The sequence below is a fragment of the Mycobacterium sp. 20KCMC460 genome, from assembly GCF_022179425.1.
GTDB lineage: Bacteria > Actinomycetota > Actinomycetes > Mycobacteriales > Mycobacteriaceae > Mycobacterium > Mycobacterium kiyosense.
The window spans coordinates 2,144,925-2,158,812 of the sequence record NZ_AP025524.1; the positions used below are offsets into that span (position 1 = coordinate 2,144,925).

At 66.9% G+C, this 13,888-nt stretch carries 13 protein-coding genes; 10 read left to right on the plus strand and 3 right to left on the minus strand.

Annotated features, from left to right (window positions below; genetic code table 11):
- Positions 1 to 107: 107 nt before the first annotated feature.
- The gene (locus tag MKCMC460_RS10035; RefSeq protein ID WP_236981748.1) at positions 108 to 1,139 is read left to right on the plus strand and encodes an ATP-dependent 6-phosphofructokinase; all 1,032 of its coding nucleotides are present in this window, start codon (positions 108 to 110) and stop codon (positions 1,137 to 1,139) included.
- Between the two features lie 31 nt (positions 1,140 to 1,170).
- Complete coding sequence (gatB, locus tag MKCMC460_RS10040; protein WP_236981749.1) at positions 1,171 to 2,679, plus strand: Asp-tRNA(Asn)/Glu-tRNA(Gln) amidotransferase subunit GatB; 1,509 nt, start codon at positions 1,171 to 1,173, stop codon at positions 2,677 to 2,679.
- Positions 2,680 to 2,684: 5 nt separating this feature from the next.
- Here gatB and MKCMC460_RS10045 read toward each other — a convergent pair whose 3' ends face one another.
- Positions 2,685 to 4,643, minus strand: a complete 1,959-nt coding sequence (locus MKCMC460_RS10045) for an NAD(P)/FAD-dependent oxidoreductase (protein WP_238305652.1) — start codon at positions 4,641 to 4,643, stop codon at positions 2,685 to 2,687.
- A gap of 63 nt (positions 4,644 to 4,706) precedes the next feature.
- On the opposite strand from MKCMC460_RS10045, the gene MKCMC460_RS10050 reads away from it, so the two are divergent.
- From MKCMC460_RS10050 to MKCMC460_RS10060, 3 genes are all read left to right on the plus strand, one after another.
- Entirely contained in the window at positions 4,707 to 5,321 is a 615-nt protein-coding gene (locus MKCMC460_RS10050) for a TetR/AcrR family transcriptional regulator (protein WP_236981750.1), read from the plus strand.
- A gap of 7 nt (positions 5,322 to 5,328) precedes the next feature.
- Positions 5,329 to 5,817, plus strand: a complete 489-nt coding sequence (locus tag MKCMC460_RS10055; RefSeq protein ID WP_236981751.1) for a flavin reductase family protein — start codon at positions 5,329 to 5,331, stop codon at positions 5,815 to 5,817.
- A gap of 93 nt (positions 5,818 to 5,910) precedes the next feature.
- Positions 5,911 to 6,450: a flavin reductase family protein gene (locus MKCMC460_RS10060; RefSeq protein ID WP_236983947.1), complete on the plus strand. Its 540-nt coding sequence runs from the start codon at positions 5,911 to 5,913 to the stop codon at positions 6,448 to 6,450.
- 12 nt (positions 6,451 to 6,462) lie between these two features.
- On the opposite strand, the gene MKCMC460_RS10065 is transcribed toward MKCMC460_RS10060, so the two are convergent.
- Complete coding sequence (locus tag MKCMC460_RS10065; RefSeq protein WP_236981752.1) at positions 6,463 to 7,584, minus strand: sorbosone dehydrogenase family protein; 1,122 nt, start codon at positions 7,582 to 7,584, stop codon at positions 6,463 to 6,465.
- 223 nt (positions 7,585 to 7,807) lie between these two features.
- On the opposite strand from MKCMC460_RS10065, the gene MKCMC460_RS10070 reads away from it, so the two are divergent.
- From MKCMC460_RS10070 to MKCMC460_RS10080, 3 genes are all read left to right on the plus strand, one after another.
- Entirely contained in the window at positions 7,808 to 8,650 is an 843-nt protein-coding gene (locus tag MKCMC460_RS10070; protein WP_236981753.1) for a DoxX family protein, read from the plus strand.
- An 84-nt stretch (positions 8,651 to 8,734) separates the two neighbouring features.
- Positions 8,735 to 9,388, plus strand: a complete 654-nt coding sequence (locus MKCMC460_RS10075; protein ID WP_236981754.1) for a DUF4333 domain-containing protein — start codon at positions 8,735 to 8,737, stop codon at positions 9,386 to 9,388.
- Positions 9,389 to 9,411: 23 nt separating this feature from the next.
- Positions 9,412 to 10,869, plus strand: a complete 1,458-nt coding sequence (locus tag MKCMC460_RS10080) for a neutral zinc metallopeptidase (protein WP_370653159.1) — start codon at positions 9,412 to 9,414, stop codon at positions 10,867 to 10,869.
- A gap of 4 nt (positions 10,870 to 10,873) precedes the next feature.
- On the opposite strand, the gene MKCMC460_RS10085 is transcribed toward MKCMC460_RS10080, so the two are convergent.
- Positions 10,874 to 11,212, minus strand: a complete 339-nt coding sequence (locus tag MKCMC460_RS10085; RefSeq protein WP_370653160.1) for a PH domain-containing protein — start codon at positions 11,210 to 11,212, stop codon at positions 10,874 to 10,876.
- Between the two features lie 319 nt (positions 11,213 to 11,531).
- Between MKCMC460_RS10085 and MKCMC460_RS10090 the strand changes: the two genes are divergently transcribed.
- Both MKCMC460_RS10090 and ilvN read left to right on the plus strand, forming a co-directional pair.
- Positions 11,532 to 13,370, plus strand: coding sequence for an acetolactate synthase large subunit (locus MKCMC460_RS10090; RefSeq protein ID WP_309297866.1), 1,839 nt, complete (start codon positions 11,532 to 11,534; stop codon positions 13,368 to 13,370).
- A complete protein-coding gene (ilvN, locus tag MKCMC460_RS10095) occupies positions 13,370 to 13,885 on the plus strand; it encodes an acetolactate synthase small subunit (RefSeq protein WP_236981757.1) in 516 nt (171 codons plus the stop codon). Before MKCMC460_RS10090 ends, ilvN begins: the two co-directional genes overlap by 1 nt.
- Positions 13,886 to 13,888 lie beyond the last annotated feature (3 nt).

A 13,888-nucleotide genomic window follows, 5' to 3' on the forward strand; every position in this document is an offset into this window, starting at 1 on the left:
GTGTCTAGGTGGCGCGAGCAGCCGTAAAAGCTCCCCAAACAGGCTCGCTATTTGGGATTTTGCGGCTGCTCGCGCCATAAACCGGGCTACGGGGCAAGATAATGGGCATGCGCATCGGAGTACTCACGGGCGGCGGCGACTGTCCCGGCCTCAACGCGGTCATACGGGCGGTTGTGCGCACCTGCGACGCGCGGTACGGCTCCTCGGTGGTCGGGTTCCAGGACGGTTGGCGCGGGCTGCTGGAAAACCGGCGCATGCAGCTGAAGAACGATGACCGCAACGACCGGCTGCTGGCCAAGGGCGGCACCATGCTGGGCACCGCCCGGGTGCACCCCGACAAGCTGCGGGCCGGCCTGGACCAGATCAAGGAAACCCTGGACGACAACGGCATCGACGTGCTCATCCCGATCGGCGGCGAAGGCACCCTGACCGCCGCGCACTGGCTGTCCCAGGAGAACGTCCCGGTAATCGGGGTGCCCAAGACCATCGACAACGACATCGATTGCACCGACGTCACTTTCGGCCACGACACCGCGTTGACGGTGGCCACCGACGCAATCGACCGGCTGCACAGCACCGCCGAATCCCACCAGCGGGTGATGCTGGTCGAGGTGATGGGCCGGCACGCCGGTTGGATCGCGCTCAACGCCGGCCTGGCGTCCGGCGCCCACATGACCCTGATACCCGAACAGCCCTTCGACGTCGAGGAGGTGTGCCGGCTGGTGAAACGGCGCTTCCAGCGCGGGGATTCACACTTCATCTGCGTGGTCGCCGAGGGCGCCAAACCGGTCGAAGGCTCAATTGCGTTGCGCGAGGGCGGACTTGACGAGTTCGGCCACGAGAAGTTCACCGGCGTCGCGGCGCAACTCGGGCTCGAGGTGGAGAAGCGGATCAACAAGGACGTGCGGGTGACGGTGCTGGGTCACGTGCAGCGCGGCGGCTCGCCGACAGCGTACGACCGGGTGCTGGCCACCCGCTTCGGGGTCAACGCCGCCGACGCGGCCCACGCGGGGGAGTACGGGCAGATGGTGTCGCTGCGCGGGCAGGACATCGGGCGGGTGGCGCTGGGCGACGCCGTCCGGCAACTCAAGCTGGTGCCCGAGAGCCGCTACGACGACGCCGCGGCCTTCTTCGGCTGACACCGGGCGGCACCCATTAGGATCGGTCTCCATGACCGTTGCTGGTGCCGAACTGCTGGATTACGACGAGGTCATCGAACGTTTCGACCCGGTGCTCGGGCTCGAGGTGCACGTCGAGCTGTCCACCGCCACCAAGATGTTCTGTGGCTGCGCCACGGCGTTCGGTGCCGAGCCCAACACCCAGGTGTGCCCGGTGTGCCTGGGCCTGCCGGGTTCGCTGCCGGTGCTCAACCAGGTCGCGGTGGAGTCGGCGATCCGGATCGGTCTGGCGCTGAACTGCGAGATCGTGCCGTGGTGCCGGTTCGCCCGGAAAAACTACTTCTACCCCGACATGCCGAAGAACTACCAGATCTCCCAGTACGACGAGCCGATCGCCATCAACGGCTACCTGGACGCGCCGCTGGAAGACGGCACCACCTGGCGGGTGGAGATCGAGCGGGCGCACATGGAGGAGGACACCGGCAAGCTTACCCACATCGGCAGCGAGACCGGTCGCATCCACGGCGCCACCACCTCGCTGATCGACTACAACCGCGCCGGGGTGCCGTTGATCGAGATCGTCACCAAACCCATCGTGGGGGCCGGGGATCGCGCGCCGCAGATCGCGCGGGCCTATGTGACGGCGTTGCGAGACCTGTTGCGCTCGCTGGAGGTATCCGACGTCCGGATGGATCAGGGCTCGATGCGGTGTGACTCCAACGTGTCACTGATGGCCAAGGGTGCGGCCGAGTTCGGCACCCGCACCGAGACGAAGAACGTCAACTCGCTCAAGAGTGTCGAGGTCGCCGTGCGCTACGAGATGCAGCGCCAGGCCGCCGTTCTGCTGGCCGGTGGCCAGATTGTCCAGGAGACCAGGCACTTTCACGAGGCCGGCTACACCAGCCCCGGCCGGGCCAAGGAGACCGCGCAGGACTACCGGTACTTCCCCGAGCCCGACCTCGAGCCCGTCGCGCCCAGCCGCGAACTGGTGGAGCAGTTGCGACAGACCATCCCGGAGCTACCGTGGTTGAGCCGCAAGCGAATTCAGGACGAGTGGGGCATCTCCGACGAGGTGATGCGCGACCTGGTCAACGCCGGTGCGGTGGAACTCGTCGCCGAGACCGTCAAGCACGGCGCGGCGAGCCGGGAGGCGCGGTCCTGGTGGGGAAACTTCCTGGTGCAGAAGGCCAACGAAGCCGGCATCGGGTTGGACGAATTGCCCATCACCCCAGCACAGGTGGCCGCGGTGATCGCGCTGGTCGATCAGGGCAAGCTGTCCAACAAGCTGGCCCGCGAGGTCGTCGAAGGGGTGCTCGCGGGGGAAGGTGAACCCGCGCAGGTGATGTCGGCGCGCGGCCTGGAGCTGGTGCGTGACGACTCGGTGACCCAGGCCGCGGTCGACGAGGCGTTGGCCGCCAATCCCGATGTGGCGGAGAAGATCCGGGGCGGCAAGGTGGCGGCGGCGGGTGCGATCGTGGGAGCGGTCATGAAGGCCACCCGCGGCCAGGCCGATGCGGCGCGGGTGCGCGAGCTGGTGCTGGCGGCCTGCGGGCAGGCTTAGCGAGCTCAGCGTAGCTGATGGTCTTGGGCGGCAACGGTTCTGGTCATCTTCCAGTAGTCCACGATGCGCCAGGGCAGTAGCACGTAGACGTTGCCGTCGGCGGCCTTGTACCAGGAGTGCTCGATACAGGGGTGCCCCCACATCAGCGTGGCCATCTCCCGCTGCAGCGCTGTGGCGTAGCGCCGGTACGCGGCGGGCGTCGGTTCGATCGATGCGCGGCCGCCCTCGATCACCGCGCGCAGTGCCTCGCCGATGTAGCGCATCTGCAGTTCGGACATCAACATCACGCTGCCCGCGTGGGCCAGCCCGGTGCCCGGGCCCATCATGACGAAGAAATTGGGAAACCCGGGAATCGAAACACCGTTGTAAGCCACCGGTTTTCCGTCCCAAACGTCGTGCAGGGCGATCCCGTCGCGACCGATGACCTGCATCGGCCACAGCACCTCGCTGGCCCGGAAACCGGTGGCCAGCACGATGACGTCGGCTCGGTAGTGACCCCGGTCGGTGCGGATGGAGTTGGCGTCGATGTCGCGGATCGGTTCGCGCACCAACTCGACGTGATCTCGGGTCAGACAGCGCAGCCAACTGCCGTTGTCCTGCAACATCCGTTTGGCCATCGGCGGGTAGTTAGGGGTGACGGCGTCGATCAGTTCGGGATGATCGCTCAGCTGGCTCTCGATCCACTTGGTGAACACCTCGCGGCGCGCCGCGCTGGCTTGGTTTGCGGTACGCGGAAAGTCGGGCCAGTCGGGGTCGGCTCGCACCAGCTCCAGCAGTTGATCGCTGGATTGCCACATCAGCATGAACCGGTACCAGCGGGCGTAGCCGGGGAGATGCGCCATCGCCCACCGCTCACCGCCGGTGACCTTGCTGTGGTAGCGCGGATTGGGCGCCATCCACTGCGGCGTGCGCTGGAAGACCACCAATTGCCGCACGTCGTCGACGATGGCCGGACCGATCTGAAAGCCGCTGGCGCCGGCGCCGATCAGCGCGACCCGCTTGCCGGTCAGGTCGACGCTGTGATCCCAACGCGCGGAATGAAACACCGGCCCGGCGAAGCGGTCCAGGTTCGGCAGGTCAGGGACGAAGGGGCGGTTGAGGATTCCGACACCGGAGATCACCGCGTTGGCGGTGCGGGTCGATTCGGTGCCGTCGGCGGCGCGCAATGTCACGGTCCAGCGGGCTTCGGCGTCGTCCCATTCGGCCCTGATCACCTCGTGACGCCAGAGCACGTGCTCGCCGATTCCGTGTTCCGCCATGATTTTTCGGAAGTAGGCGTGCAGTTCGGGCTGGCGGGTGTAGTAGTCGCTGAACTGGTCGTTGCGCTCGAACGAGTACGAGTAGTAGTGGCTGGCGACGTCGACCCGGCACCCAGGATAGGTGTTCTCCAGCCAGGTGCCGCCCACGTCGTTGTTCTTGTCGACGATCTGGAAGGCGATCCCGGCCTCTTTCAACCGGATGCCGGCCAGCAACCCGGACTCGCCGCAGCCGATCACCAGGACCGAAAAGCTCTCCGGCGCAACGTTATCGGCTACCAGGTTGATTGCTCGTGGATTGACCGCGTCGAGGTCCATCTCCTCGATGTAGAGGGACGCGTAGTCGTCGGGCACCGGGGTGCAGGCGATCCAGTCCATGATCTCGCGGATGGTCGCGGTGTCGAGCGGCTGCGGCGGCGGGCATCCGGCGTCGCGCCAGGCGCAGATCACCTTGAGCGCGTCCCGGCGCAATTGGTCTTTTTCGTCCTCGTCGAGGCAGCCCTGGAATTCGTTGACGACGAACTGCCGGGGCCGGATCGGTCCGCGCAACAGCGACACGTCGCCGCCGAGGTGCACCGCTGATGCGATCAGCGCCGGGGTCGAGACCTGGGTCAGGGCGGCGGCGATCGCGGCGTCGTCGTCGGTGATCGGCGTGGTGACCAGGTGCCGGGCGGGCGGCGGCCGCAACCGCTCTCGTTCTGATGGCACGATTGAGTGTCTCGTGTGGCACTAATAAGTGTCAAGAGGGCATTGCGGGAGTATTGTCAGCCGATGGCCGCCGCCCCCGCTCCCCGCCCCGGATCGCTGGCCGACGCCAAACGACGGGCCGCCGTGGACCACATCCTGGCCGCGGCACGACGGCTGGTGCTCAGCAGGGGTCTGGACGTCACCATGGATGACCTGGCCGAAGTCAGCGGGGCCAGCCGGCGCACGCTGTTCCGGCACTTCGCCGGCCGCGACAAGCTGATCGCGGCGGCCTTCGACGCCGGCATCGTCGACTACCGCCACCAGCTGCCGCGGTACGACGGAGATCTGACCAGCTGGCTGCGCGCGACCTGCGAAAGTGCGCACCGAATGAACGCGACGATCGGCCCCGGATTCTTCGAGCTGGCGTCGCGCCAGGACCTGTCCCCGGAATTGGCCGCCGCCGAAGCCAAGCGCCTCGAGGAGTTTCGCGGCGCAATGACCGACATCTCCGTCACGCTGTGGCGCGCTGCCGGAGGCCAGGGCGACCCGCCGCCGTCGCTGTCCGCGACCGTGTGCGCCCACCTGAGTCCGCACTTCACCGCCGCGCTGCTGATCGACGCCGGACAGACCTGGTCTGCCGCGGCGGAATTGGCCTACCTCGCCATCGACGCCGCGGTGCGGCGCGCCGTTGATTCATGATGGTGTCGTGGCACACGAGGGACTGGACCGGCTGACCGAGCAGATGAACACCGCGATTCTCGTGGTGACCACCCAGGCCGACGGCCATCGTTCGGGCTGCGTCGTCGGTTTCTCCACCCAGGCCAGTATCAACCCGCCCCGATTGCTGGTGTGCTTGTCGCAGACCAATCACACCTTCGGCGTGGCCGCCCGATCCGACCACCTCGCGGTGCACCTGCTGGCGCACCAGGACAGGGCCCTGGCCGAACTCTTCGGCGGCGAAACCGACGACGAGATCGACAAATTCGACCACTGCGCGTGGCACTCGGGTCCGCAGCAGATGCCGATTCTCGACGACGCGATCGGCTGGCTGGTGGGCGAGACGCTCGAGCGCATCGACCTCGGTGACCACGTCGGCTACCTGCTCGCACCCGGGGCGTCCTGGTTCGCCGACACCGGGGATGATCCCCTGCGGTTGTCCGACGTCATGGACATCGATCCCGGCCACGATCCGTGACGCGCCCGCATCACGATTGCCGCCGAACAGCGCCGTAACCGGTCCTCGAGGACGCATCATGGTGTGGTGATCGCAGAACCGTTCGACGACCTGATGTCGATGCTGGACTCCCCGGTGTTCGTGGTTACCACCCAGGCCGACGGTCAGGCGTCGGGCTGCGTGGTTGCCTTCGGCACCCAGACCAGCGTGCAGCCGCCCAGCTTCATGATCGGTCTGCCATCGCAAAGCCCCACCCATCAGGTGGGATGCCGGTCCGACTTCCTGGCGGTGCACGTACTGCCGCGGCACAAGCAGGCGCTGGCCGAACTGTTCGCCCGCCAAGGTGAGGGCACCGACACGTTCGCGCACTGCTCGTGGCGCGGCGGACCCGCCGGCATGCCGATCCTGGATGACGCCGCGGCCTGGTTCGTGGCTCGGATCGTGAGCCGAAGCGAAGTCGGTGACCACGTGGCCTACCTGCTGGAGCCGGTCGCCGCCTGGGCTCCCGAGGGCGCCGAGGATCTGCTCTACCTGTCCGACCTCGACGAGGAGGACCTCGACCCCGGCCAGGAGGCTCCACAGCGGTTGTACGACGGCAAGCGCGCCGACGCGACCGGCCGGTACGGCATGCGCTTCACCCTCGACGTGCCCTGAGCTGCCGGCCGCTCAGGTCTTGTCGTCGTTGTTCCGCGGGAAGCCGCCACCCTGCGGGAACAACGGGAACACCACGTCGTCGAGCTTCTCGGCGTCACCGGCGGTGCGGTTCACCGTCGCGCCCCAGACGTTGCCGTCCGGTGACATCCGCAGCGCCCAGGCGTGCGCGTGGGTGTCTTTGCGGACGACGTCCGGTTCGCCGGTGACCGCGCCCGTCTTCGCCGCCAGGCGAACCGCCACCGTCAGCTTGGTGTTGATCAGGTTGACCAGCACTGTGCCGTCCATGGCCGCGCAGCCGGCCACCCCGGGCTTGTCCGGCCAGGTCCAGACCGTGGAGACCTCGGAGTTCTTGGTGATCCGCTGCAAGCGGTCGGCGCTGGGGGTGCGGTCGGCGACATACAGCGAGCCGTCGACGGGATCGATGCACAGTCCGCCGCCCGCGCCGATGCCCGACAGCGCCGTCGTCGGCGGCGCCTGGCCCAGGGTGGTCGGCTGCTCGATGCGTAACACCTTGCCCGCCAACGAATTCGGGTCGGCGGCCAGCGCCGGGTTGCCGGCGTCGCCGGTCATCACCACCAAGGTGGTCGGGCTGGTGAAGATCAGCGCCCCGGTGTTGCCGGTGGCGCCCTTGGGGATCCCGGTCAGGATGTCCTTGGGGACGTCGCCCTCGGCGATCCGGATGACCCGGTTGTCGGTGGGAGTGCTGATGTAGGCGTACATCAAGCGATCCTGCGAAAAGGTCGGCGACAGCACGATGTCCATCAGGCCGCCGTCGCCGGACGGATCGACCGGGATGACCATCTTCACCTTGGGCTCGGCGCTGACCGAGACCTCCTTGACCGCGCCGGTGGTGCGCTCGGCGACCAGCGCGGTCTTGCTGTCTACGCCCATGATCAAGCCGCTGGTGCTCTCCAGGCAGCCCTGCATCACCCCCGGTGCCGGGCAGGCCTTGGGGAACGGTGTGGCCGGCAGCGGCGGCGGCGGCGGCGGCGTCGAGCTGGGCTGCGGTTTGAGCTCGGGGACGGTGGTGAACGGCTGCGACTGGGCGTCGTTGAAGCGGGCGCAGCCGGTCGCCACCAGCACCGCCGCGCACAACGCGGCGAGCGCGCATCGAACCGACCGCCTTATCCGCATGACCGACAGGCTACCTGCCGGCTTTCCGGCGGCATGGCGCCAAGCGCCGGGCCCGGCGACACCGCGGCGGCTCCCACGGCGCACCCGACCCCTTGACTACTTACCTGAATTGCGGGTGGATTTTTATGTACTTGGGGCGTCGACCCAGCGAACTGCGGATTTAACACGTAGAAGCGCCGCTCAAATCCCAGATTCAGGCCGAAATGCCCTTACCCTGACACGCGTGACCAGTTCGAAAGAATCACCGTGGCAGCGGCCGGACGGTTCCGCCGGACCCATCCCGGGACGTCCCGCATCGGCAAGCCTGGTTGACCCCGAAGACGACCTGACGCCTGCCGGCTATGCGAGCAGCTTCGGCAACACCGGAACCACCACGATCATTCCGCCCATCGAGGCCGAGGCCGGCGGCGCCGGATACCACCTGCTCGACGCGCCGGAACCGCTGCCTTATGTGCAACCGCAGGTGACCGGACGTCAGGTCCCGGCGGCGCCCGCTGCCGTCGACATCGACGACGACGACGATCGGTTCCGGGCGGCGGGACGGCGCGGCACCCAGCATCTGGGGTTGCTGGTCCTGCGGGTCGGGCTGGGCGCGGTGCTGATCGCCCACGGTCTGCAGAAGCTTTTCGGCTGGTGGGGCGGCTCGGGTCTGCATAGCTTCCGCAACTCGCTGACCGACGTCGGGTTCCAGCATGCCGACATCCTCGCCTACGTCAGTGCCGGCGGTGAGCTGGTCGCGGGCGTCCTGCTGGTGCTGGGGCTGTTCACCCCGGTCGCCGGCGCGGGTGCGCTGGCCTTCTTGATCAACGGCCTGCTTGCGTCGGCGTCGGTGCGGCCACGCACGCACACCTTCACCTATTTTCTGCCCGACGGGCACGAGTACCAGATCAGCTTGATCGTCATGGCGGTGGCCGTGATCCTGGCCGGTCCGGGACGCTACGGGCTCGACGCGGGCCGGGGCTGGGCCAGCCGGCCCTTCATCGGCTCGTTTGTGGCGCTGCTCAGCGGTATCGCGGCCGGTATCGCGGTGTGGGTGCTGCTCAACGGCGTGAACCCGATGGCCTGATCCGCCGGCTTTCCCTCGCTTTCGGAGCAGGCCGGCATGGCTTAGCGTGAGAGCCGCCGGTGTTGTTCGACGATCGGGGACGCTATGAGCACACCTCGCGGCCACAATCAGCCTTGGCCGCCGAACCGTGAGCCGAACCTTTCGCAGGAGCCCACGCAGCATGCCGGGATCCCGTGGTATCAGCAGCCCGTGGTGCGCCCGACGCCGCCGCAAAGCCCGCCGCCACCGAGCCCGCCACGTCCGCCGCAGAGTCCGCCGCGTTCGCCGCAAAGCCCGCCGTACCCGGGTCAGCCATACCCCGGTCAATACGGGCCGCCGGGACAGTACCCGCCACCCGGCCCCCTCGGTGCGCCTCCGGCCCCGCCCGCGCTGCCGAAGAAGCCGCGCAGCTCGCGAACCCCGCTGCTGGTCGGCGCGGCCATTGTCGCCGTGCTGATCGTCGGCGTCGTCGCCGTGCTGCTGCTGTCCGGCGTCGTCAACGGCGACACCAAGAAAGTCGCGGTCAGCGGTGTGCAGACCGAGGTTCAACAGATCCTGCTGGACCGGACCAGTGGCTACTCCTCCGACGACATCAAAGACGTCAAGTGCAACAACGGGCAGGACCCGATCGTGAAGAAAGGCCAGAGCTTCTCCTGCGACGTCACCGTCCGGGGTAAACCGCACCAGTTGAAGGTGACCTTCGATGACGACAACGGCACTTACACCGTGGGTCTGCCCCAACTCGGCGGTGGCAAGTGAACCACGCGGGATTGGCCCGGGTGATGGCCCTGGTCGGATGTGCGGTGCTGGTGTTGGCGGGCTGCGGCGGCAAGAGCGGCACCACCAGCATGGTGAACGGCCGCGCGGTGTCGGTGCTCTACGATCCGGCCAGCGTGGCCGGGCTGCCGGTGACCGAGGGTCCCAGCGGGCCCCGCGGCGATGCGCCGAAACCGACTGGCACGGTGAAGAATACCGACAACGGAGATATCGACCATCTGTCGCTGTTGGCACTCAACGACATCGAAGAATTCTGGAAACAGAATTGGCCGGACGAGGCCAAAAAACCCTTCAAAGAAGTCAGCGCATTCGTGTCCTATGACTCCACCGATCCGTCGAGTCCGATTGTCTGCAGATCCCGGACGTACAAGGTGGTCAATGCCTCGTACAACTACGGCTGCAACATTGTCTCGTGGGACCGCGGTGAGTTGTTCCCGGCGGCAAAGAAATATTTCGGCGACATGTCGGTCGTCGGCATTCTGGCGCACGAATTCGGGCATTCGCTGCAGTTCAACGGGGGACTGGTCAATCCGAAGACGACCCCGACCCTGGTCGAGGAGCAACAGGCGGATTGTTTCGCCGGGGTGTATCTGCGCTGGGTTGCCGAGGGTCACTCGACGCGTTTCACCCTGAACACCGGTGACGCGCTGAGTCACGTGATCGCCGGCATGCTCAAGATCTCGGATCCGATCATGAGCGAGGAGGAATTCGAGCAGACGGAAGATTCGGCCCACGGCACCGGGCTCGACCGGATCAGCGCGTTCCAAATGGGCTTCAACAGCGGATCGGGGACGTGCGCCAAAATCGACATGGACGAAATCAAGAAACGGCGCGGCAACGAGCCCCTGGCCCTACAGGTGGATTCCTCGGGCGATACGACCAGCGGCGAGGTGGCCATTGACAACGACAGCGTCGCGACGTTGGTGGACATCCTGAACACGATCTTCTCGCCGAAGTCGCCGCCCACCCTGACGTTCGCCACCAGTACCTGTTCGGATGCGAAACCCACCCAGGGGGCCAGCTATTGCCCGTCGACCAACACCCTGATTGCCGATCTGCCCGCATTGCAGCAGATCGGCAAGCCGGGCGGGCGAAAAGGAATGACCGACCCGCAGATGCTGCAGGGCGACAACACCGCGATGTCCATCGTCGCATCGAGGTATGCGCTGGCGGTCCAGCACGAGCGGGGGCTGCCGCTGAACACGCCGGCGGCCGCGGTGCGGACGGCGTGTCTGACGGGGGCGTCCCAGCGCAATATGGCTCAGCCCGTCAGCATCCCGTCCGGCAAGCAGCTGGTGCTGACGGCCGGCGACCTCGACAAGGCCATCATCGGATTGCTGGTCAACGGCGTGGCAGCCAGCGACGTCAATGGTGAGAACATGCCGGCCGGCTACACCCGGGCCATCGCGTTCCGGGCCGGAGTCCTCGACGACGCCGACGAGTGCTTTCAGCGGGTCCCCTGACCGCTCAGCGGTAGGGGTTGGGCACCCGGCCTCTACTGATCTGGGTCAACTGCGGCAGCGTCGAGAACGTCACCGCGGGTAGGCGCACCTGTTCGCCGTTCTTGAGCTGCGCGCGCGCCCACGAGCCGCGGTGGAACCGCAGACCGTCGATGTCGTCCCAGGCCATGGTCCGCGCGCCCAGCAGGGTGCGCACCCGCACGCCCTGTTCGTCGGCGACCGTGCGCAACCGGATGATCAACGCCGACAACAACAGCGGAATGACCAGTACCGGTGCGCTCGGCGGCCAGGCGAGCACCGGCACCAGCAGGCCCAGGGTCAGGAATCCGACGGCCAGATGCGCCATCGGGGACACCTTGATCACGACGGGCGACTCAGTAACCACCCCCGCATCATCCCACCGTCGCTGCGAGGCACGCTGAACCGCGGGTTTTCATCGGCGGTTCCAGCTTCGCCTCGCCGCCGCGGGCCCGCCGGATTTGACCATTGAGCTGTGCGAAGGCTACCGTCGGACGCTATGAAGCCTGGACTGCTCGTAGTACTTAGTCGGCGCGTTGGTGCCTGACTAGCCATCGAGCACCAACGCGACCCTCGTACAGCAACTTGTGCTGACGGGGGTTTTTTGTTGCCCACCGAGACTTGAACGAGACTTTAAGAGGACACAAGTGAGCGCACCCGCCAAGCCGCACACCCCGCAGCGGCAGGACGCCCCCAACGGCGCCAAGCCTGCACAGCCGAAACGTATTGGGCCAGAACAACTTACCGGCGCACAAGCGGTCATCCGGTCGCTGGAGGCGCTCGACGTCGACGTCATCTTCGGTATCCCGGGCGGCGCCGTTCTGCCGGTATACGACCCGCTGTTCGACTCCCAGCAGCTGCGCCACGTGCTGGTGCGCCACGAGCAGGGCGCCGGGCATGCCGCCAGCGGCTACGCGCACGCCACCGGCCGGGTCGGTGTGTGTATGGCCACCTCGGGTCCCGGGGCCACCAACCTGGTGACGCCGCTGGCCGACGCCCAGATGGACTCGATCCCGGTGGTAGCCATCACCGGCCAGGTCGGACGGCAGTTGATCGGGACCGACGCCTTCCAGGAGGCCGACATCTCGGGCATCACGATGCCGATCACCAAGCACAACTTCCTGGTCCGCACCGGCGACGAGATCCCCCAGGTGATCGCCGAGGCCTTCCACATCGCGGCCAGCGGACGGCCCGGGGCTGTGCTGGTTGACATCCCCAAGGACGTGCTGCAGGGCCAGTGCACCTTCAGCTGGCCGCCGCGGATGGAGCTGCCCGGCTACAAGCCGAACACCAAACCGCACAACCGGCAGATCCGCGAGGCCGCGAAGCTGATCGCGGCGGCACGCAAGCCGGTGCTCTACGTCGGCGGCGGCGTCATCCGCGGCGAGGCGACCGCGGAGCTGCGCGAGTTGGCCGAGCTCACCGGCATCCCGGTGGTCACCACCTTGATGGCGCGCGGCGCGTTCCCCGACAGCCACCACCTGAACATGGGCATGCCCGGCATGCACGGCACCGTGGGCGCCGTTGCGGCCCTGCAGAAAAGCGACCTGCTGATCGCGCTGGGCACCCGGTTCGACGACCGGGTGACCGGCAAGCTCGACTCGTTCGCGCCGGAGGCCAAGGTCATTCACGCCGACATCGACCCTGCCGAGATCGGCAAGAACCGGCATGCCGACGTGCCGATCGTGGGGGACGTCAAGAACGTCATCACCGACCTGATCGCGATGCTGCGCCACCACGACACCCCCGGCAACATCGAGATGACGGACTGGTGGGCCTATCTGGACGGCGTCCGTAAGACCTACCCGTTGAGCTACGACCCGCAGAGCGACGGCAGCCTGGGGCCGGAATACGTGATCGAGAAGCTCGGCCAGATCGCCGGGCCCGACGCCATCTACGTGGCCGGTGTGGGTCAGCACCAGATGTGGGCGGCGCAGTTCATCAAGTACGAAAAGCCGCGCACCTGGCTGAATTCGGGTGGTTTGGGCACCATGGGTTTCGCCATCCCGGCGGCGATGGGCGCCAAGATCGCGCTGCCCGACACCGAGGTGTGGGCCATCGACGGCGACGGTTGCTTCCAGATGACCAACCAGGAATTGGCCACCTGCGCGATCGAGGGCATCCCGATCAAGGTGGCCCTGATCAACAACGGCAATTTGGGCATGGTGCGCCAATGGCAGACGCTGTTCTACGACGAGCGCTACTCGCAGACCGACCTTGCCACGCACTCGCACCGCATCCCGGACTTCGTGAAGCTGGCCGAGGCGTTGGGTTGCGTCGGAATGCGTTGCGAGCGTGAGGAAGACGTGGAGGAAATGATCAACCGGGCCCGGGAGATCAACGACCGCCCGGTGGTGATCGACTTCATCGTCGGCGCCGACGCGCAGGTCTGGCCGATGGTTGCCGCCGGCACCAGCAACGACGAGATCCAGCAGGCCCGCGGCATCCGCCCACTATTCGACGACATCACCGAGGGACACGCCTGATGAGTACCGGACCGACTGTGACACATACCCTTTCGGTGCTCGTCGAGGACAAGCCCGGTGTGCTCGCGCGCGTCGCGGCGCTGTTCTCGCGGCGCGGTTTCAACATCGAGTCGCTGGCGGTGGGCGCCACCGAGCAGAAAGACATGTCGCGGATGACAATCGTCGTCTCCGCCGAGGAGACGCCGCTCGAGCAGATCACCAAGCAGCTCAACAAATTGATCAACGTCATCAAGATCGTCGAGCAGGACGACCACAACTCGGTCTCCCGCGAGCTGGCGCTGATCAAGGTCCGCGCCGACGCCGGCACCCGCAGCCAGGTGATCGAAGCGGTGAACCTGTTCCGCGCCAAGGTGATCGACGTGTCGCCGGAGTCGCTGACCATCGAGGCCACCGGTGACCGGGGCAAGCTGGAAGCTTTCCTGCGGGTGCTCGAACCGTTCGGAATCCGTGAGATCGCGCAATCAGGAATGGTGTCGGTGTCCCGCGGTCCGCGCGGCATCGGCACCGTCAAATAACTT